The sequence below is a fragment of the Enhygromyxa salina genome (genome assembly GCF_000737335.2).
GTDB classification, from domain to species: domain Bacteria; phylum Myxococcota_A; class Polyangia; order Nannocystales; family Nannocystaceae; genus Plesiocystis; species Plesiocystis salina_C.
Window position 1 is genome coordinate 16,744 of the sequence record NZ_JMCC02000065.1, and the last position, 21,069, is coordinate 37,812.

Annotated in this window: 16 protein-coding genes; 12 read left to right on the top strand and 4 right to left on the bottom strand. The window is 66.9% G+C overall.

Features of this window, described 5'->3' with window-relative positions; all coding sequences use genetic code 11:
* Positions 1–88: 88 nt before the first annotated feature.
* Positions 89–622, bottom strand: a complete 534-nt coding sequence (locus DB30_RS23685; RefSeq protein WP_146660314.1) for a hypothetical protein — start codon at positions 620–622, stop codon at positions 89–91.
* Positions 623–832: 210 nt separating this feature from the next.
* Here DB30_RS23685 and DB30_RS23690 point away from each other — a divergent pair, with 210 nt between their 5' ends.
* From DB30_RS23690 to DB30_RS23705, 4 genes are all read left to right on the top strand, one after another.
* Entirely contained in the window at positions 833–1,579 is a 747-nt protein-coding gene (locus DB30_RS23690; protein WP_052552845.1) for a peptidoglycan-binding domain-containing protein, read from the top strand.
* Positions 1,572–2,678, top strand: a complete 1,107-nt coding sequence (locus tag DB30_RS23695) for a pentapeptide repeat-containing protein (protein WP_052552848.1) — start codon at positions 1,572–1,574, stop codon at positions 2,676–2,678. Before DB30_RS23690 ends, DB30_RS23695 begins: the two co-directional genes overlap by 8 nt.
* Complete coding sequence (locus tag DB30_RS23700; protein WP_052552853.1) at positions 2,668–5,394, top strand: metallophosphoesterase; 2,727 nt, start codon at positions 2,668–2,670, stop codon at positions 5,392–5,394. Before DB30_RS23695 ends, DB30_RS23700 begins: the two co-directional genes overlap by 11 nt.
* A 111-nt stretch (positions 5,395–5,505) precedes the next feature.
* The gene (locus DB30_RS23705; protein WP_052552855.1) at positions 5,506–6,903 is read left to right on the top strand and encodes a DUF4215 domain-containing protein; all 1,398 of its coding nucleotides are present in this window, start codon (positions 5,506–5,508) and stop codon (positions 6,901–6,903) included.
* A gap of 440 nt (positions 6,904–7,343) precedes the next feature.
* On the opposite strand, the gene DB30_RS23710 is transcribed toward DB30_RS23705, so the two are convergent.
* Positions 7,344–9,308: a membrane dipeptidase gene (locus DB30_RS23710; protein ID WP_146660316.1), complete on the bottom strand. Its 1,965-nt coding sequence runs from the start codon at positions 9,306–9,308 to the stop codon at positions 7,344–7,346.
* A 148-nt stretch (positions 9,309–9,456) separates the two neighbouring features.
* Between DB30_RS23710 and DB30_RS23715 the strand changes: the two genes are divergently transcribed.
* From DB30_RS23715 to DB30_RS23740, 6 genes are all read left to right on the top strand, one after another.
* Positions 9,457–9,963 (top strand): dihydrofolate reductase, encoded by a 507-nt coding sequence (locus DB30_RS23715; RefSeq protein ID WP_052552858.1) that lies wholly within the window; start codon positions 9,457–9,459, stop codon positions 9,961–9,963.
* Between the two features lie 120 nt (positions 9,964–10,083).
* Positions 10,084–10,863: a hypothetical protein gene (locus DB30_RS23720; RefSeq protein WP_052552860.1), complete on the top strand. Its 780-nt coding sequence runs from the start codon at positions 10,084–10,086 to the stop codon at positions 10,861–10,863.
* Between the two features lie 195 nt (positions 10,864–11,058).
* Complete coding sequence (locus tag DB30_RS23725; RefSeq protein ID WP_052552863.1) at positions 11,059–11,934, top strand: hypothetical protein; 876 nt, start codon at positions 11,059–11,061, stop codon at positions 11,932–11,934.
* An 8-nt stretch (positions 11,935–11,942) separates the two neighbouring features.
* Positions 11,943–13,352, top strand: coding sequence for an ArsB/NhaD family transporter (locus DB30_RS23730; protein WP_146660318.1), 1,410 nt, complete (start codon positions 11,943–11,945; stop codon positions 13,350–13,352).
* Between the two features lie 1,138 nt (positions 13,353–14,490).
* Positions 14,491–15,867, top strand: coding sequence for a GTPase HflX (gene hflX / locus DB30_RS23735; protein ID WP_146660320.1), 1,377 nt, complete (start codon positions 14,491–14,493; stop codon positions 15,865–15,867).
* Complete coding sequence (locus DB30_RS23740; RefSeq protein WP_146660322.1) at positions 15,864–17,468, top strand: ATP-binding cassette domain-containing protein; 1,605 nt, start codon at positions 15,864–15,866, stop codon at positions 17,466–17,468. Before hflX ends, DB30_RS23740 begins: the two co-directional genes overlap by 4 nt.
* Here the strand turns inward: DB30_RS23740 and DB30_RS23745 are convergent.
* Positions 17,459–18,679 carry a DUF4215 domain-containing protein gene (locus DB30_RS23745; RefSeq protein WP_240480313.1) on the bottom strand — a complete coding sequence of 407 codons (1,221 nt, stop codon included), beginning with the start codon at positions 18,677–18,679 and terminating at the stop codon, positions 17,459–17,461. The genes DB30_RS23740 and DB30_RS23745 overlap by 10 nt on opposite strands.
* Before the next feature lie 231 nt (positions 18,680–18,910).
* Here DB30_RS23745 and DB30_RS23750 point away from each other — a divergent pair, with 231 nt between their 5' ends.
* Both DB30_RS23750 and DB30_RS41640 read left to right on the top strand, forming a co-directional pair.
* On the top strand, positions 18,911–19,357 hold the full coding sequence (locus DB30_RS23750) for an NADAR family protein (protein WP_052552875.1): 447 nt from the start codon (positions 18,911–18,913) through the stop codon (positions 19,355–19,357).
* A gap of 55 nt (positions 19,358–19,412) precedes the next feature.
* Positions 19,413–20,060: a hypothetical protein gene (locus DB30_RS41640; RefSeq protein WP_205633048.1), complete on the top strand. Its 648-nt coding sequence runs from the start codon at positions 19,413–19,415 to the stop codon at positions 20,058–20,060.
* 8 nt (positions 20,061–20,068) lie between these two features.
* On the opposite strand, the gene DB30_RS23760 is transcribed toward DB30_RS41640, so the two are convergent.
* Positions 20,069–21,019 (bottom strand): cation diffusion facilitator family transporter, encoded by a 951-nt coding sequence (locus tag DB30_RS23760; RefSeq protein WP_052552896.1) that lies wholly within the window; start codon positions 21,017–21,019, stop codon positions 20,069–20,071.
* Positions 21,020–21,069 lie beyond the last annotated feature (50 nt).

Genomic DNA, 21,069 nt, shown 5'->3' on the forward strand with positions numbered 1-21,069 from the left:
TTAAAAACTGAAACTCCACGGATCGCAAACAACTGGGCGGCGCGGTGTGGGGGCGCGCCCTATATGTGAGCTCGCGCGCATGTAGAGATCAGGCCGGGTAGGACCAGGAAACTGTGTCCAATTCCACGAGCGAGAGCTTGCAGCTGCCCGAGGGGATCCGCTCCCAGCGGGCAATACCGAACTGATTGGTCCGGCCGCGGCGGACGGAGCCGTCTGGTAGCTCGAGCTCATAGGCGACCCCGCTGACGGGCTGCTCGTCCTCATCCTCGACGAGGATCTCGATCCAATCGTTGTTCTCTACGATGTCTTCGGGGGCGGCCGGCTCGTAGACGGGGGCCTCGGGCTCGGGCTGGGGACGGGCACCCACCCGGATCTCGGCTCGGCTGACCACCACGAGCTCACCGGCTTCGATCTGGCGGCGCAGCGCGGCCTCGAGGGGGGCGTCGCGCAGGCCGGCGCCGCGAAGGTTGGACTGCGCCAACAGGGCTCGCAGCTGGTGCGCAGGGACCTCGGCCACGACCGCACGCAGCAATTGATTGAGCGCCCGCGCAGGCACGGCGACGTGCTGGTCGTCGAGCGATGACCGACGCCTGAGCTCATACCCGCGCAGCCTGACCCGCATCGGCATAATCTATCACGACTCGAATGTCCGCCGCGCGAACGGTTGTAGGCGGCGGCACAGGCCCGTGGGTGGGGGCGCGGCCAGGCGACCCGGCAGCCGGGCGACCCGGCGACCAGGCGCGATCGCATTGACCGACTCGAACGGTGGTGCGAGCATCGCTACGCCAAGTTTCGTTCGCTACTACTTCGTTCGCTACTAAGAGGCACCAAGTTGGGTACGGGAAGTCAGCACACGGCCAAGCAAGGCGACTCGATCGAGAGCATCGCGTATGCGGCAGGCCACATCTGGGAGACCGTTTGGGACGCGCCGGAGAACGCAGCGCTGCGCGAGCTTCGCAAGACTCCACACGTGTTGTTGCCGGGCGACGTGGTGTTCGTTCCGCCGATCGAGGTCCGAACGGAGTCCATTGCCACGGGTCAGCGCCACAAGCTGCGGCGCAACAGCGTGCCGTCAAAGCTGACGGTCCGGTTCTTGGTCGATGGCGAGCCGCGGGCCGACGCCGCCTACACCTTCGTGTGCGGCGGCGTCGAGCGCCACGGCACCACCGACGGCGACGGCTGGCTCGACGAGTCCACGCATCCGCTCGCGGCCTGGGCAGAGGTCCGGTTCTCGATCGAAGCGCCCGACAACCCCGACCTCGAACCCGAGCCGGCCGACGATGACGCGGAGCCGGCCGACGAAGACCCCGAGGCACCCGAGGACGACGAGGACGACGAGGACGCTCCGCTCGAGCAGGTCTATCGCTTCGACCTTCGCAAGATGGATCCAAGCTCGGAGCTGACCGGCGCCCAAGCGCGCCTGCACCTGCTGGGCTACGGCGTCAACGGCATCGACGGTGTGCTCGACGGCCCGACCCGCGAGGCGCTCAGGGCGTTCCAGGAAGACAACGAGCTCGAGGTCACCGGCGAGCTCGACGACGCAACTCAGGCCAAGCTGGGCGAGTTCACCAATGGCTAGCCCGCCCGCACCCACGCCAGAGCAGCTCGGCTGGCTGTCCGTGGAGCCACCGCGCGACGATCAGGATCTGCCGGTGGCCTGGACGCTCGCCGACGTGCGGATCAACGAGGTCAAGTGGGCCCAGCCGATCCTCCACGATCACCTGACGCTCGAGCGGGTCCAGTTCACGGCCGCGCAGTGGGATCGCCCGGTGTTCCGCGATTGTCTGCTGCGGGAGGTCTCGTTCGCGCGCACGACCTTCAGCCACGCGCGCTTCGAGGGTGTGGTGTTCCAAGACTGCAGCTTCGAGGGCTCGACCTTCGAGGCCTGCGTGCTCGACAACTGTCGGTTCGAGTCCTGCAACCTGCGCTTCACCACGATGCTGCGTACGCAGACGCTGCGCTGCGTGTTCACGAGCCTCGACGTCACGGTCCTCGACCTGCGCGAGTGCGATCTGTCGGACTCCAAATTCGTCACGTCCAAGCTCCACGGCCCCCGCGTGACCCGGACAACGGCATCGACCCTCGAGCTCGAGGGTGGTGAGCTGCGCGGGGCCGACCTCACCGCCTGCGAGCTGAACACGCTGCGGATCACCAACGTGGCGGTCGAGGGTCTGCGCGTGATCGACTGCGCGCTCGAAGCTGGCGAGCTGTACGGCGGCCGGATCGCAGAGTTCTCGATGTCGGGGACCACGGCCAAGCGCCTGATCGTCAGCGGCTGCTCCGAGCTCCCGGGTCTGCGCCTGCTCGACTGCCGGATCGACGAGCTGCGACTCGAGGCCTGCCTGAACATTCCCTCGCCGTTGATCGCCGACAGCGTGCTCGGGGGCCTGATCACCGACAACGTCGTGCTCTATGACGCGGCGTTCGAGCGGGTCGAGGCTGGCGATCACAGCCTGCTCAACGACACCACGCTGACGGGCGCGCTGTTCAACGCGGGTCGCTGGGCGCGGCTGCAGCTCACGGGCGCCAGCTTGAAAGACTACGTGGCCGTCAACAACACCCACTTTCAGCTGCTGGCGTTCGAGCAAGTGCAGATCGACGACGCCGCGCAGCTGCGCCTCGCTGGCGACACCTACGGTGATGGCTCGATGACCTGGGGAGACCTTCGTGGCGCGTAGCATTTACAACTTGATCTGGATCGTTCCTCCGCCGCCGGGCCCAACGATCGGCCCGGTCCCGCAGCGCAGCACGGCGACCGTGGCGGCCCGCCAGGCCCACACCCGCGGCGTGCTGCTGTTCCCGGCGTTCATGACCCCGCTGGTGTATCTGGAAGGTCGCGAGGCGGAGCCGTGGCTCGAGCTGTTGATTGCGACCGAGCTGGTCCTGACCCGCGAGATGGTCAACGACCAGCTCAAGATCTCGATGGGCCTGCGCAGCGAGAAGCCCGTCAGCGTCGCGCCGCTGTTCGCGGGCGCGGCCGGCAACATCGTGGTCGAGTCCGCCGGCGCGGTCGACGATGACGGCGAAGACATCATCGCGACCCACTCGAAGTTCTCGGGGATCCTGCACCCCTCGTACGGCGAGGCGCTGCGGGCCAAGAACGTCAAGAAGGTGTTCCGGGTCAAGATCCGGGCGACGGCGCTGCCGACCGAGTGCCCGGTCGCCGAGATCAACTACTCGTCGCGCGAGCGCAAGTGGACCGAGTACGGCCCGCATGAGGGTCGTGCCCAGCGGTACACGCGAATGGCCCGGGTCGGCAGCGAGCTCAGCGATCAAATGATCCGCGAGATGACCACCCGCCGGTTTGGCGCCGACAACAGCTCCAACCCCAACAGCCTGCCGGGCCGCGGTCGCTACGCGTTCCCGATGCGCGGCAACACCGTCGACATCCAGCGGGTCGACCCCGAGCACCCGATCCAGTCCTACCACCCGGTGTTCGTGCTCACCGGCGACGACGCGGTCGCCTACGTCAACTTTGGCCACGTCTCGGACATCCACATCAACACCCGCTGGCAGCTGCTGGGCAAGAGCAACGCCCGGGTGATCGAGTACGGCGCGGGGCAATACGAGAACGAGTCGCCCGAGATCGGCGGCCTGCTCGCGGAGAACAACCGCAGCTTTCACGCGGTCCTGGGCCGGGTCGCGGGCGGCGAAGCCAACGCCGTGATCGTTGGCGGTGACATCATCGATCACATCCGCAACGCCTACGACCCGGAGGTCGTGCTCGAGCCCCACAACACGCCGCGCGAGATCTGGGACGCGATGAACCTCGAGGGCAGCGCCTACACCCAGGCCACCTACCCCGTTGGCATCGATCTGCTCGCGTTCTACTCGTTCATCTTCGACGCGATGACGCGCCACTCCAAGCCGGTGTTTGGGATCACCGGCAACCACGACTGCTACGTCGACGCGTTTGGGATCTCGCCGCGCCTCAACGCCGAGGTCATGGCCAGCCGCACCAACGAAGGTATCCCGGCGGATCTGAACTTGACCTTCTACGAGGCGCTGCTGGCTTTTGGGCCCAGCGCGGGTCTGCTGCGCAGCCCATCGAGCTCGTTTGACGCGGATTGGTTCGACTGGTTTCACCAGGTCCTGACCCCATTCAACGACTGGTGGTTCAAGTTCCCCCAGCAGTCGCTGGTTGGGCTGGGCTGGGGCACCAGCGAAGATCTCATTGATCCCTTTGGCGGCCAGTCGGGCGGGCACCTGCCCCGCTCGGACGACGCGATCTCGGACCCGCAGCTGGCCCTGCTGCAGCAAGCGGTCAACGACCGCGCCCAGCGTCGGGTCACCTTGACCTCGCACTTCACCTTCTTGAGCTACATCGAGGGCGAGCCGATGAACCCCGGTGGGGCCCGGAGCGCGCGCGGAACGTTTCGGCTCAACGCCAACACGCTGGGGACCGAAGACTACAGCCGGTTCGAGATGGGCACCTTCGAGACCAACCGCGCGACGCTGATGAACATGCTCGCGGGTCGGCAGATCCAGTGCGTGCTCACGGGCCACTCGCACCGCCGTGGCATGCACCTGCTCGGCGCCCGCAGCGGCAACGAGATCCCCGCGGACCTCTACGACACGGACCCTGGCAACCCCCACAACATGTGCCGGATCCCCGCGGCCCAGCCCAACGCCGAGCCGGTGATCATCGTGTCGGACTCGGGCGGGCCCTACCCTCGCTACAACCGAGACAATGAATTTCTGGGCTGGGGCTCGGACCGCCCCGGCGGCACGCTGGTGAAGTTCAGTCAAAACAGCGGCCGCGTGACCGATGTGCGCACGCTGACCGCGACCAATCGCAACAAGGCACGTGGGGCCGTGGTCATGGACTACGTGGATGTGTCGGCCGAGGGCGCGTTCACCAACAACCGCATGCAGACCCAGAAGGTCCCGGCCGACGTCAACTCGGGCGCGGTCACCAGCGCGGCGCCGGTCTGGTACATCAACGCAAACCTGACCACGCAGGTGCACACCACCTGGGGCATGTTCATTGAAAAGCTGATCTTCGCGGGCCGCCACGCCGGTCGCTGGATCCACGTGGAAGCTACCTACAACCGGCCCCGCAACGCGTTCGAGGTCCCCGTCGCGCAGACCGACGACTTTCGCCTGTGGCTGCGCAACGTGCTGCAACCAACACGCTACGTCTCGATCAAGATGGGCTCGCGCGACGCCTTCATCGCGGGTCGCTACGATTGGGCCAGCTACTGGAATTTCGAGGTCATGGCCCAGGCCATTTTCGAGCACCACCCCAACGCCCTCGGCCAGATGATCCGCTACGTCTCGTATCGAATCTTTCGGCCCCAGCGCGAGATCGAGATCACCGGCCGCAACGTTGCGTGGCGCGAGGCACCCAATTTCGATTGGCGCATGGCCAACGACCCCAAATACGCACGCTGAGCTGACCGGGGCAAATCGCTACAGGCCGCGAAGCCAGAACGTATCGCTAGCGGCACCACGTGCGCGAAAACAGCCCTTTCCGAGGTGGCGTGGGTGGTATTGAATGCGAGTATGTCCAAACGCTCTCTACATTTCCTTCCACTTACACTCGCGCTCGTTGTTGCCTGCACTGACGACACCACGCCATCCGACACGGTCGTCGCAACCGGCACCGAGACCACCGGCGATGGCGACGGCGACGGCGATCCAACCGGCGACGGAGACGGCGATCCAACCGGCGATGGTGATGGCGACCCCGGTGACGGCGACGGTGACGGCGACCCGACCACCGGTCCCGATCCGGTGTGTGGCGACGGCATGGTCGAGGGTGACGAAGGCTGCGACGACGGTAACGACGTCGACACCGATGCGTGCACCAACGCCTGCGCAGTGGCGGCCTGCGGCGACGGTATCGTCCAAGATGGCGTCGACGAGTGTGACGATGGCAACGGTGAGGACGGCGATGACTGCACCAACGCCTGCACGATCGCGTTTTGTGGCGACGGCTCGGTGCAAGTGGGCGTTGAAGCCTGCGACGACGGCAACATGGAGGACGGCGACGGCTGCTCGGCGCTGTGCATGATGGAGACCTGCGGCGACGGGCTCCTGCAAGGCATGGAAGAGTGCGACGACGCCAACATGGTCGACACCGACGAGTGCACCAACATGTGCTTCAACGCGGTCTGTGGCGACATGGTCGTGTGGGAGAACATGGAAGAGTGCGACGACGGCAACATGGATGACACCGACGACTGCGTGGGGATGTGCGTCGCCGCGACCTGTGGCGATGGCTTCGTCCAAGCCGGCGTTGAAGAGTGCGACGACGCCAACATGGACGACACCGACGAGTGTCTGACCGCGTGCACCACCGCCGTTTGTGGCGATGGCTTCGTCCAGATGGGCGTCGAGCAGTGCGACGATGGCAACGTCGATCCCGGTGACGGCTGCTCGGACATCTGCGAGAGCGAGTCCAAGCTCGTGTTCATCACCAGCACCCTGCACACGGGCAACCTAGGTGGGCTCGCGGGCGCCGACGCGATCTGCAACACGCTCGCGGGCGACGCGGGCCTGCCGGGCACCTACATGGCCTGGCTGTCGACGGATGAAATGAATGGCACGCCGGCGACCCGCTTCACCCAGTCCGCTCAGCCCTACGTCAAGGTCGACGGGGTCCAGGTCGCGGACAACTGGGCCGATCTGATCGACGGCTCGATCGACAGCCCGATCAACGTGACCGAGACCGGCGGTCCGCCGCCGATCGGCACCTTCACCTGCCAGGCGAGCTCGGCGTGGACCAACACCAACGCAGCGGGCGCGCTGTACCAAGCCGCCAACTCGTGCGGCAACTGGACGTCGACCACCGGTAGCGCGCTGTGGGGCTACCCAACCTCGATGACGGGCACCTGGACCATCGCGTGTCAGGGCGGCTCGTGTGCGTGGGAGGAGCCGTTCTACTGCTTCCAGCAGTAATGACCCCCACATAGACCTTCGCACTGCGCCGACTGCAGCCGCTTCGCGTCTGGTCCTCTTTGGACCCCCACGAGCACCTTCGCACTGCGCCGACTGCAGCCGCTGGCGCGTCTGGTCGCTTCGCTCCTCGGGGCCGTTTGTTCGCATCCGTATGTGTGGCCCCCTAGAAGGGGGCTCGGGTGGCTTCGGCGGACGTGTACAGGTGCTTCGCTGACTGCAGGTGCTTCGCTGACTGCAGGGCTTCGCCGACTGCGGGTGCTTCGCTGACTGCGGGTGCTTCGCTGACTGCGGGTGCTTCGCTGACTGCGGGTGCTTCGCTGACTGTAGGTGCTTCGCTCTTCGGGGGCGCGCAGTGCACGGGAAAACCTAGGTAGCCTACATACAACAACGGGGATGGGACGCACGCGTCCATCCCCGTTGTTGTATGTGGGTGTTTGAGCTCAGTCGCACGTGCCTTGCGGCGAGCCGCAGTCGCCCGCGCCCGAGCAGCTGCCGCTCTCGCACTCGGCGTCGAACCGGCAGGCCTCCCCGGGCAGCAGCGCGCCGGGACAGTAGGGATCATCGCACTCGGTCGGCAGCGCCGCGCGGCGCTCGAAGTGTGACGGCAGCACGGTCACGCCCGAGACGTCGACCTCGAACCCTTCGTCGACCGGCCCGCTGCGCGGGGCGCTTGCCCGCTCCCACATCACGACGAAGTCGTTGGCGGAGCCACGCAGCGCCTCGGTGTCGACGCCGTGCTGATCGAGATCGTCGAGCAGATCGCCGAGCAGCCCCACGTCGCCAAGGCCATGATCGTCGAAGCTGCTGCCGATCTCGCCGGGGCCCGCGAGCCGCTCGTCGCGAGCTTGGCACTGGGCCTCTTCGGCGAACGAGGCCGAGCACGCGTCGGGCCCGAAGCGCGGGCGAGTCTGCTGGATGAAGCCGTTGAAGTCCGAGCCCAGCCCAATCGCAACACCAAGGCCCTGGCGCCCGAATTCATAGGCCTGCGCGAACGAGCGGGACGAGCCGTGGCAGGTGTTGGTCACGCCCGCGGGCTCGTAGGTGTTGACCTCTTCATGGGCCGTGCGCAGCCCGATCATGCCGCCGGTCTCTCGCACCATGCTCATGATCCAGGCGGGGCTGGTCTTCTCTTCCTTGCCCTTGGCCGGCAGCATGATCTCGCGAAAGTGCGCGTGTGACAGGTACAGCGGGTAGTAGTCGTGCTCGACCGAGAGATCGTAGACGTCGCGGGTCAGCGCCTCGGACATGTGGGCCATGTCGATCAACATCCCGCGCGAGATCATCTCTGTCAGCAGCGCCCGCCCCTCTTCGGTCAAGCCCTTGACGTTGCGGCAGTTGGCGTCGACGTCGAAGCCAAGGGTCACGCTCTGGGTGGTGATGCCGCAGTCGGTGTCGATGTGGCAGCTCTCCTCGAACTGCGCGATGTGAAAGATGCTGTTGTGCGGCGCGGCGCCGCCGAAGCGATTGTCGAGCTGGTGCACGATCTGCAGGGTCCGGACGCCAAGCGCGTAGACCTCGTCGAGCTGCTGCAACCAGTCGCCGTCGCCGAACACATGCGAGGCCTCGATGCTCAACACCAGCGCGAGCTTGTCCTCGCTGACGATCCGCCGGGCATCCTCGGCGCTCAGGGCGATCTCGACCCAGTCGTTGGCGGCCGCGAAGTCATTGGCCTTTTGCAGCTGCACGCGGACATCGTCCATCTCGTCGCACTGCGGGCGATCCACGTTCTGGGGTGGGATCGCCCGACACAGCCAGTCCAAGGTCACGGCCGAGACCACCGAGATCCGCAGGCCAGAGTCGTAGGCCTCGTGCAGCCAGCCCTCCCACGACTGCTGATGAGCGATCACATCCCAGCGCGGCCAGTCTTCGAGCTCGGGCCAGCCGTCGGTGCGATCGAGGTGAATGCCCGTGTCGCCGGTGCTGCCTGGAATGCTGGCGATCAACTCCGAGATCCCCAGACCACCGAGGGTCAGCACCGCCTGCAGCAGCGGGACCTGAGCCGCCGCCTCTTGCAGCGTGGCGTCGTCGCAATTGACGAACAAGCTGGACAGCTCGTCTTTCAGCCGGGCGTGGTCACCCGGCTCGCCGCCGTCACACAGCGCGAGCGCGACCTCGGCCGCGCCGGTGGCGTCACCGTGGAGCCACCCGCCGCCGAACGCATCCTCGGCGAACATGTGCAGGTGCAGATCCGCGTAGCCGTCGAGCGCTGGCAACGGCTCGCCGGTGTCGCCCGACTCTGCCGTCTGCGCCGTCTCCGACCCAAGGCTCTCGCTCGCGGCGTGGGTGTCCGCGGGCGCCGGGTCCGGCGTGCAGGCGGTCAGCGCGGCCCCGAGCAGCGTGACGAGGGACGTGAGCGAGATGGGCGACATGGGCGACATGGGCGAGACTCGGGCTGGCGGCTGCATCGCCGGCAGTCTACACGCCGTGCCGCCCAGCGCAGCACCCGCCCGTGTTCCCCCCAAACTGGCGCCGGTGCGCACGAATGGCGCAGCCGGGCCGCGTCAACAGCGACCCGAGTAGCAGGACAACCGGGCCACCAGGCATGCTCCGGCCATGCGCATCGCCTTGATCGCCGCGGCGTCGGACAACGACGTGATCGGCCGTGACAACGATCTGCCCTGGCACCTGCCCGACGACTTTCGCCACTTCAAGCGCACGACCAAGGGTCACCACGTGATCATGGGCCGGCGCACCTGGGAGTCGCAGGGTCGAAAGCCGCTACCGGGCCGCGTCAACATCGTGGTCAGCTCGCAGACCGAGTACGAGACCCCAGGCGCGACGCGGGTGCGGTCACTCGACGAGGGCCTCGAGATCGCTCGGGCAGCGAGCGACGATGAGGTGTTCGTGATCGGCGGGACCCGGCTCTACGCCGAGGCGCTCTCGAGCGCGGACCGCATCTACCTGACCCGCGTCCACACCCAGCTCGAAGGCGACGCCCACTTTCCACCCTACGACCCAGGGCAGTGGCGAGAGGTCGGCCGCGAACCACATCCGGCCGACGCCCGCCACGCCCACGCGTTCACGATCTTGACCCTCGATCGAGGGTCGCGCCCGCGTTGACCCCCGGCGGTCACGGCACTGAACACGGAGCCCGTAGGTTCGACGCGCTGCCGGTTTTTAGCGTCGCGCGAACCTGCGCGATATGTGTGCTCGTGAATCAGCGGCGGACGAGTCGACGCGATGTTGCAGTACCCATACGTAGATCAGCACTATGTCCCCCACGTCCAGCCGGCGCGGGCGAGCGCCCAGGTGCACCGGAACGTGCGGGCGCTGTTGTCCGACGAGCTCGACGCGACCGCGCAGCTCGGCTTCTTGATCGAGTTCAGCGCGCTCGGGGTCCGGCTGCTGCGGCCCGTCGAGGACTCGCTCGCACGCGCTGCGCTGGTGTGCGTCGCGGTCGGCCTCGATGCGCTCGGCGACGAGCTGCAGCGGCTTGGCACCCAGGCCGCCCAGCGCCGCTTGCTGCTCATCGATGATCTGGTCCAGCTCGCCCAGCTGTGGCGCGAGCAGGTCAGCAGCGCCGGTCGGGGTCTCGATCTCGCCGCGCTCGTGCGCCGGACACCGCCCGATGTCGCGCACCGCCACGCGCAGCTGCGCGAGGCCGCCTCGGCTGACGAGCTCCCGCTCGCGGCGTTGGGTGTCGAGCTCGAGCTTGGGCAATTTGCGGTGAGCGTGGGACCCCAGCTCATGCGCGCGTGCGAGCGCAAGCTCGGGGCCCAGGTGTTCGTTGGTCTGAGCTATCTGCAAGCCCGCACCGACCACGCGGCGCTCGGGACCGACCGTCTGCACGCGCGCCTCGATGATCTGCTGCGGGCGGCGCCCGAGCTTGGGCAGTCGATCGCTAGTGCGGGGGCCCAAGCTCTCCGCGCGCACATCGAAGTGCTCGGCGCTTGCATCAGTCGGGGCCGGCACCTGATCGAGAACGACGTGCTCGAGACCGCGTCGCGCCTGAGCGCCTGAACGGCTGCCGACGTCTACTGAATGGACGTAGCGAAGTCTCGGGGCTCGGGATAGCAACGAAGTTCAACCAGCTCGCACAGGACTCGATCTCGCCGCCGCAGCGGGTCGTCGAGCTGTGCACCAGATCGCCCTGGCTGAACGAGGCGGCGCGCGCTTGGTCGTGCTCGCGCGGACGCGGTACCATTGGCGTCCTGCATGAGCACCCTCGACCATTTCGAGAGCGCGTTTCGGTCGGCGAGCAAGGACACCTTCACCTGGGCTCCGCCGCACATTCGCAAGATCCTGGTGATCACCGACCTCGACGCGGAGGCCTCGGCGCAATTCCAGGCCAGCCTCGAGCAGTTCCTGGCTAGCGCGCTCGCCTCGGTCCCCGGCGGCGCCGCGACGCCGCAGTGGCGCCTGGTCAAGGGTGACGACTACGCGCTGATCAGCGAGCTCCACCGCCTGGTCGAGGACTGGGCGCCGGATCTGGTCTGCACCTACCGCAATTTGCACAGCTCGGCGTGGGCGCTGGAGTTCTCGCTTGGCGAGTTCGTTGACGTGCTCACCCAAGCAACGCCGGTGCCGATCTTGATCGCGCCGCATCCCAAGCGCGCCGACGCGGCCCCCCACGCGCTCCGCGACACCGACGTGGTCATGGCGATGACCGACCACCTGACCGGCTCCCAGCGGCTGATCAATTTTGCCGCGGCCATGACCCAGGCCAAGGGCAAGCTGTGGCTGACGCACGTCGAAGACGAGCTCGCCTATGCTCGCATCATGCAGACGATCAGCAAGATCCCGCAGATCGAGACAGACCTCGCGCGCAAGCTGATCCGCGAGAAGCTGCTGCAGCAGCCAACAGACTATGTCGAGGCCTGCCGGGCGGTGATCATCCCGCAGCGCCCTGGGCTGGACGTCCGCCCGCTGATCGTCATGGGCCATCACCTCTCGACCTACCGCCAGCTGGTCCGCGATCACCGGGTTGATCTGCTGGTCATGGACACCAAAGACGAAGATCAACTGGCGATGCACGGCATGGCCTACCCGATCGCCGTCGAGATCCGCGACATTCCGCTGCTCTTGCTGTGAACACTGCCATGCCCCCGCTTTCGCTCCTGCTCGCTTCCACAGCCCCGACCAGCGAGGCCCACGAGGTCCCGATGTCGATCACGCTGGTGTTCACTGCGTTGCTGCTTGGCATGATCCTATGCTTGGCCTTCGAAGAGAAGATCCACGCCAAGAAGTCGCTGATCGCGGGCGTGTTCGCGGTCGTGTGCCTCTTGGTTGGGACCGCCGTTCACATCCTGCCATTTGGCCCGGTGATCGTTGGCGGTCACGAGATCGACATGCCGATCTACATTCCGGCGATCGACTGGGGCGTGATTGCGATCATCTTGGGCTCGAGCCTGTTCATTGACGTGACCAGCAAGTCCGGGTTGTTCACGTGGATCGCCATCAAGCTGACCAAGGCGTCCAAGGGCGAGCCGCGCCGGCTGCTGTGGCTGTACGGCCTGATGACCGTGGTGTTCTCTGCGGTGCTCAACAACGTGACCGCGATGCTGATCGTCGGCTCGTTGACCGGGGTCAGCCTCAAGAAGCTCGGCCGCGAGCAGTACCTGCTGGGCTTCTTGCTGGTCGAGGGTCTGCTGACCAACATCGGCGGCCTGCTCACCCTGATCTCCTCGGTCCCCAACATCATCGTGGGGACCGCCGCCGGGATCAGCTTCGTCGAGTTTTTCTACAAGGCCAGCCCCTACGTGATTGTGGCGACCATCGTCACCATAGCGATGGGCGTGCGCTTGTTCAAGATCGAAGCGCTGCCCGATGACGCGGCCCGCGAGCAGGCCGCCGCGCAGGTCCAGAGCTTCGACGAGAACGACGGCATCGAGTCGCAGGGGTTCTTTTGGTTCGGCACGGGCATGACCGTGCTGTTCGTGCTGGTCATCGCAACCACCTCCGTGCTGCCGTGGGTCAGCGATCTGGGCATGGGCTTCGTCGCGCTGGGCTTCGCGGTGATCATGCTGCTGCGCTACAAGAGCTCGGTCGACCAGTTCTACAAGGGGCTCGACTGGGATCTGCTGGGGTTCTTTGCGGCGCTGTTCGTGGTCATCAACGTGATGGAGCACGCGCAGGTACTGGCGCTGATCGGCACCGGACTCGCGTGGATGATCGGGCTGGGCGAGACGGCTGGGACGGCGCTGGTACTGGTGAGCGCTTCGGCGTTCTCTTCGGTCACGGACAACATCCCGCTGGCGGCGATGCTGTCGAAGATCCTTGGCAACATGGGGACGCCGAGCACGGATCCGAAGTGGTGGTCGGTGGTGTTTGGGGCCAACTTGGGGGGGAACCTGACGCCGATTGGGTCGGCGTCTACGCTGGTCGCGGTCACTATCATTCACCGGTATAAGCTGGAGCTGAGCTTTGCGGGGTTTGTGGTGAAGGCTTTGCCTTATGCGTTGATTCAGATTGCTTTGGCGGTTGGGTATGTGTTGCTTGTGTTGGCTTGAGGGGGGTGTTGGTTGTTTGCGGGGAATTGGGTGCCGGGGGGGGACCGCGCACGGACTGCAGATGAGCCCAAACCGGCTACGGTCTACTCCAGTCTCGTGGCCCCGCTTCCTTTCGACTCTGCTCATTGGCCCGACCTCGCTTCTCTTCGCTAATCTCCACGTGCGTAGATACGCCGGTTTGGGCTCATCTGCGGCCTTGTGTGCGCTCCACGTTAGTCGGAGGCGTTCTCCGATCCGGACGGGCGGTGGGGCTTCCCTGAGAGGGGGTAGAGGCGTCCTGGTCGTGGGTGCGCTCCACGTTGATCGGAGGCGCTCTCCGATCCTGACGGGCGGAGCGGCGCGTGCGTAGATACGCCGGTTTGGGCTCATCTGACACGCGGAGGGGCTTCCCTGAGAGGGAGTAGAGGCGTCCTGCTCGTGGGTGTGTGGGCTCGGGGATGTTGCGAAAGGCGTTGTTGACGCCTGTATTTCGAGCGCCTGCGCACCCGAAGGCGCAGCCACAAACACAGAGGCCCCGGCCTGTCGGGATCGCAGAGCGCCCCCGATCAACGTGGAGCGCACCCACGAGCAGGACGCCTCATCGCCCTCTCAGGGAAGCCCCTTCCGCCTGTCGGGATCGGAGAGCGTCTTCGATCAACGTGGAGCGCACACAAGGCCGCAGATGAGCCCAAACCGGCGTATCTACGCACGTGGAGATTAACGAAGAGAAGCGAGGTCGGGCCAATGAGAAGCAACGAGAGGAAGCGGGGCCACGAGACTGGAGTAGACCGTAGCCGGTTTGGGCTCGTCTGCAGCCCGTGCGCGGTCCCCTTCGGCACCCAGTTCCCTGCGAACAACCAAACAACCCAACCGCGGTCGTGATCGTCTGTGTGTTTGACCCCGAAGCGGCCCGCAAGCATTGCCCTTGCGCATCGCGGCGACTGGGGCTAGGGTTCGCGCCTACACGGCAAGGCCATGTACAAGTCGCACTTCCAATAGTCCGCTCGTTTCGAGCTTGGTCACGACTCGACCCGACGCCTCTGCTACTGCGTGCCCGCACGTCGTGGCGGCATTAGCGAGGCATGGACCGCTCGTCTGCGCGCGCGCCTGCACCTATCGGTGACGTGGCGCGCGTGAGGACGGCGACTGGAAAGACGCGATGAAATTCCATTCGAAGCCAATTGAAGAACACACTGAAGTCCCGCTCGCCGATGATGGGCGGTGGGAGCAACTGGTCGCTCATTGGGCGCAACTCGACGCTGCGCCCGGCGGCCCCGTACATGGGAAGAACGCCTGCTACGTGGTGTCTGTGGGGGTCTGGGAGGACCTGGCGCAGGAGCGGGCGCAGCTAGCGGAGATCTTGGCGCTGGTTCGGGCCCAGGGGGATCGGGTCGTTGGATACGAGTCCTATCAGCGCGGTCGGCCGGACCCGCGCACCTATTTGGGCACAGGAACATCTGAGGCAATAGCGGCGCGGGCGAGCGCGGCTGGGGCCACATTGCTGGTCGTCGATGCCGAGCTCAGTCCCTCGCAGACCCGCAACCTGGAGGACGCGACCGGACTCTCGGTGAGTGATCGAGAGGGGGTGATCCTCAATGTGTTCTTGATTCACGCGAAGAGCCGCAAGGCGCGGATTCAGGTCGAGATTGCCCAACTCGAGTACCTGCGCCCGCGGATCCGCGGCATCGGGCTGGACATGGACCAGCAAGCGGGCGGGATGATGGCGGCCCGCGGTCCGGGCGAGACAGCCTCGGAGCTGCTCGCGCGTCAGCTCGACGGCCGGCTGGCCGAGCTTCGCAAGCAAAACGCCAAGCTCGAGCGCGCCGAACAAACCCAGCGCAAGGGTCGGGAGTCGTGTCAACGGGTCGCGTTGGTCGGGTACACCAACGCGGGCAAGACCTCGCTCATGAATGGGCTGACAGCGGCGGAGTTGTCGGCCAAGGACATGCCCTTCGAGACCTTGGACACCACGTCTCGCAGCCTGACCCGGCATGGGGGTGACGTCGTGCTCAGCGACACCGTGGGCTTCATTCGGCGGTTGCCCGAGCGCTTGCTGGCCAGCTTCGAGACCACGCTCGCGGAGCTGCGCGAGGCGTCGCTGCTGGCGATCGTCGTGGATCTGTCGGACCCCGAATGGGGCATGCACGTGGACACGACCCAGGCCGTGCTCGCGCGGATCGGGGCCGAGGCGATCCCGCGCTACTACGTCTACAACAAGGTCGATCGGGTGGCGCAGCCGCCCACCAACGACGAGCTGCGCGCGTGCAGCCGGGGCCATGACTTCACGGTGCTCAGCAGCACCGACGCACCCGCGGTCGCCCAGCTGCGGACGGCGCTGATCGACGCGGCCCGGCAGGAGCATCGGCGCGTGCGCTTGTTCGTGCCCTATCGCGCGACCGAGCTGACCACGTCGATCTACGCCAGCTGCCGCGTGATCGAGACGATGGCGGTCGAGCATGGCTTGGTGTTCACGATCGAGGCGGCGTCCCACGTGATCGCGCAGATCCAAAAAGCAGCAAAGGCGGTGCAGGCGTGACCGGAACCGTAATGAAACCACTGGTGGTCGTGCGCCGCGCGGACCTGGACTCGCCGACCCGGCGCCCGCTGTATCGCGGGCTCAACCTCAGCGTGTCAGCCGGGGATCGGGTGGCCTTGATCGGCCGCAACGGCGTCGGCAAGTCCACCTTGCTCGAGCTGTTGGCGGGCGGCCTGCAGCCTGATCGCGGGGCGGTCAGCCTGCACACGCGGCCAACCTTGGTCCAGCAGGATCCGAGCAGCGCCGAGGCGCTTGGCATCGCGCGTCGCCTGCTGGCTCGGGCCCGCGACGAGCCCACGCTCGAGGGCGCGCTGGCTCGCGAGTTCGCGGAGGCGGGGCTACGGCCGCCACGCCAGCTGCTTGGCCAGCAGCAGCTCAGCCGTGGTGAGGTCCGCAAGCTGCACCTGATCGCCGCCAAGCTTGGGCCGGGTGAGCTGCTGCTGCTCGATGAGCCGTCCGAGGACCTCGACGCGGCCGGGGTCGCTTGGCTGCAGCGGTGGCTGGCGAGCTGGCGCGGCGCCCTGATCGTCGCGTCGCACAGCCGGCCGTTGCTGCGTGGGTTCGAGCACTTCTTCATCGTCTCCGAGTCCGGCTGTCGCCACTTGTCCGGCAGCTTTGCGCAGCTCGAGCAGCAGCTCGCGCAGGAGCAAGACGACCACCAGCGACGCTACGCCGAACACCTGCGCACGCTCGCGGACGCAGAGCGGCACCACCACGCGGTCAACCAACGGCGGCGGCGCAAGAAGAACGTTGGGCGATTGCACGAGCTGCGCCGCTGCACGTCGAGGTGCCGGCTCAACGAAAAGCGCAGCTACGCGCAAGAGAGCCAGGCCAAGGCGGCGAAGATCCGCCACGAGCGAATTTCCGCTGCGCGTGGCTGGGCAAAGTCGACGCGCCGGGCGCTGACCGTGCAGCTGCCGCTGCTCGGTTTCGAGGTCGGACAGGGGGTGCCGGCCCTGACCGAGACCGACGGGGGCGCGCTCATCTCGCTCACGGACGTGGGGGTCGAGCTCGGGGGCCGGCGCTTGTTCAACGGCATGAACATTGCGGTCGGGCGTGAACGGGTGGCGCTGCTGGGGCCGAATGGCAGCGGCAAGACCACGCTCTTGCAAGTCATGCTTGGCGCACGCGCACCTACGATCGGCGCGGCGCGTTGTCGGCTCGAAGCGATCGGCTCGATCGCCCAGGGCGCGAGCGACTGGATCTCGGACGACAGCCTGCTCGACCGTCTGTTCGCTCGCACGCGCGCGACCTCGCTCGATGAGGCGGCCCAGCTGCTGATCGCCCACCGGTTCCCGCTCGCGCTGGCCGAGCGTCCGCTCGCGTCGCTGAGCCCCGGCGAGCGGGTTCGGGCCGCGCTGATCTGTCTATTTCGGCAGCAGCCAACGCTCGCGCTGCTGGTCCTCGACGAGCCAACCTTCAGCTTGGATCTCGTTGGGCTCAGTGCGCTGCAGGCTGCCCTGCGGGCCTGGCCTGGCGGCCTCGTGGTGGCCAGCCATGATCTGGAGTTTCTCGACGCGATCGGCACGCAGCATGCGATCAGCTTCGACGGGCACGGCGGCCACACCCGCGCCGCGTTCGTGGGCCGCGCTCAGTCCTGACCGCAGTAGCGCAGGCTGCAGGCCGGCGTGTTCGGCAGGTTGTAGAGGTAGTAGCCCGGGCACGCGACGACCTCGATGTTGGCGTTCCAGTTGCACTGGTTGCCGCTCCAGTTGAAGCACACCTGGCGCGCGACGATGCCGTCGTTGAGCTCCGGGTGGGCGCCGTTGAGCCAGCCTGACGCATGGGTGGCGCACTGGTTGCTGGGGATCACGGTCTCGGACATCTGCGTGCCCGCGTCGCCCGTGAACCGGTACCAGCCCGCGCCCTGCCAGCCGTTGCCTGCTTGCTGATCACAGAAGGCGCCGCCGCCGATCTGGTTCTTGTTGCGGTTGGCCAGCGAGAACTCGTTGTAGGCCAAGAAGCACTGTGGATCAGCCGACGCGATGCAATTGGTGTCGCAGCCGTCGTCGTCGTCGTCGTCGCCGTCGTCGCACTCTTCTACGCCCTCATGCTTGAAGCCGTCGCCACACACGGCGATCGTGCACGCGGTCGTGCACGCGTCGTTGTCGTTGTCGTTTTGGTCGTCGCACTCCTCGACGCCGTCGTAGACGATCCCGTCGCCACACACGGCCGGCGTGCAAAATGGTGAGGTGCACGCGTCGTTGCCGTCCATGTTGCCGTCGTCGCAGACCTCGACGCCGGCTTGGACGTAGCCGTCGCCACAAAACGCGAGCTGGCAGGCCGGGCACTCGTCGGAGGTCGTGACGTTGCCGTCGTCACACTGCTCGCCGTCTTGGAGGATCCCGTCTCCACACTCGCCGGTCAGGCAGGTCGCGGTGCAGCCGTCGGCGTCGTCGTCGTTGCCGTCGTCACACGCCTCGACACCGGCTTGCGTGAAGCCGTCGCCGCAGGTTGCGAGCTTGCAGCCCGACACGCAGTCATCCGTGTTGTCGTTGTTGCTGTCGTCGCACTCTTCAAAGCCCTCGTAGAGGAAGCCGTCGCCGCACGAGGCGATCGTGCACAGCGGCGTGCACTGACCCGACTCGCTGTTTTGCGAGCCAAGGTCGCACTGCTCCCCCGGGTTCACGACACTGTCGCCGCAGTCTTGGGGTGGTGGGTCGCCGTCGCCGTCGCCGGTCGTGTCGTCACCGTCACCGTCGCCGTCGCCGGGGAGCGTTGTGAAGGTCGAGGTGAAGGGAGCGTCGCCCTCGGCCTCGGCGCAAGCGAGCATCAAGAGTGGCGACAGGCAAAGTACAAGTGAGCGGCGCATGGCTGATGCTACGGTGTTCGACGGGGCAGATCCAATCCGCGCTCGCGCGCTCGCCCAGAACGGATCGCGCGCTCGCGCGGAACCGATCGCGCGCTCGCGCCAGTGGTCGGGGTGGCGACGGCCCGGGGCCATGCCGACGCTGACCGACCGCCCGCCCGACCGCCCGAGGCCCGGCACTCGAGCGGGGTTGTCGCTTGCACCGATAGTGTTTATGCGACACTATCACCGCCCATGACCGAGCGCCTGCAATTCTACCGTCAAGACGACCTGCTTGGAGAGTTCTCGAACTTCTCCAGTCACCCGATCGAGCTCGACGGTCAGACCTGGGCGACCACCGAGCACTACTTCCAGGCCCAGAAGTTCGAGGACCCCAAGCTGCGCGAACAGGTTCGGCTGGCGCCGGGTCCCGGCCCAGCGGCCAAGCTCGGGCGCCGGTTGCCGGGGCTGCGCTCCGATTGGGAGCAGGTCAAGGAGGCCGTCATGCTCGACGCGCTGCGGGCCAAGTTCGACCAACATCCCCGGCTGGCGCGGCTGCTGCTCAGCACCGGGGACGCCGAGCTGGTCGAGCACACCCGCAACGACAGCTACTGGGCCGACGGCGGGGACGGGAGCGGACGCAATCGCCTGGGTGTCCTGTTGATGCAATTGCGTGGCGAACTTCGGGCCCGCGACGCGTGACGTACCGAGCCGCGGGGGACTTCCCCCGCGGTCGCCGAGTGCTAGCCTCTGCGCCATGAAGCGAGCATCTTTTTTGACCTTGGTGGCTTGTTTGATCGTGGGTGGCTGCGCGGACAATGGCGCCGGCGAGGACGGGCTGACGACCGAGACGGGGGACGGGGATGGCGACTCCGGTGATGGGGATGGCGACTCCGGTGATGGGGATGGCGATCCCGACACGGGTGACGGCGACGGCGACTCCGGTGATGGCGACGGCGACTCCGGTGATGGTGACGGCGATGGCGACTCCGGTGATGGCGACGGCGACTCTGGTGATGGCGACGGCGATCCCGACACGGGTGACGGCGACGGCGACTCCGGTGACGGCGACGGCGACGGCGACGGTGACGGCGACGGCGACGGCGATGGCTGTGGTCAGAACTTCGCGACCTGCGACGATCTCGTCGCCGCGTTTGCGGCCGAGACCGCGGCGATTCGCAGCTGCTCGAACGACTCCGAGTGCGGGCAGGAGCTGGTCGGCACCAGCTGCGGCTGCACCCGGAACTGGGTGGCCCTCACGGACGCGGACACCACGTGCTTTTATGATCTGATCGATCAAGCCGGGCCGTTGCAGTGTGAGCTTGGCCTGAGCAGCAGCTGCGATTGTCCAGAGACGGACGGCTTCGCCTGCGTCGCCGGCACGTGCGCGTGGAACTACCTGTAGTCGCGCGACTAACAGCGCTGCGGGCAGGGGCGATCGCCGCTCGACTCGAGCTGCAGGGTCGAGTGCGCGATCCCAAACCGCGTCGACAACTCGTGCTCGGCGGCTCGCACGAGGTCCTCCCCGTGCCCCTCGACCACGAGGTGGGCCGTGAGCGCGACGTCCCGGGTCCCGAGCGCCCACACGTGCAGATCGTGAACCTCGACCACGCCCGACTGCTCGCCGAGGTAGGCCCGCACTTGGTCGAGATCGATGTGCTGCGGCGCGGCGTCGAGCGCCAGGTTGAGGGCCTCGCGCAGCAACGACCACGTGCCAACGAAGATCACCACCGCGATCACCAGGCTCACGACCGGGTCGAGCCAACGCCAGCCGGTGAACAACAGCAGGGCCCCGGTCACGACCACGCCAAGCGAGACCGCCGCGTCGGCGGCCATGTGGATGAACGCCCCGCGCAGGTTGAGGTCGCTGCCGTGGGCATGTCCGTGTCCGTGTCCATGTCCGTGCCCGTGCCCGTGCCCGTGCCCGTGCCCCTGGTCGCTGCGCAGCAAGATCACCGCCGACAACAGGTTGATCACCACCCCGACCCCCGCGACGACCATCATCGTCACGGCGGTCGGGGCGGGCGGATCGGCGAGGCGCTCGATCGCCTCCCAGGTCAGCGCCCCCGTCGCCGCGATCAACAGCAGCGCGTTGGCCAGGGCCGCGAGCACGGTCGACTTGCGCAGGCCGTAGGTGCGCCGCCCCGAAGGGGATCGGCGCGCGAGCCAAGCCGCCCCCCAGGCGATCAACAGCCCGAGCACATCGCCAAGATTGTGAGCGGCGTCAGCCAGCAGCGCGACGGAGTCGGCCGCGAACCCGTAGCCAAACTCTGCGACCACATACACGGAGTTGAGGACCACACCGAGCGCGAACGCACGATCGATCCGGCGATCGTTGGCATGGGCGTGACTGTGGTCGTGCATCGGATCGATCAATCGTGCGCCGAGCCGAAGTCTATCGCGCGACACCAACC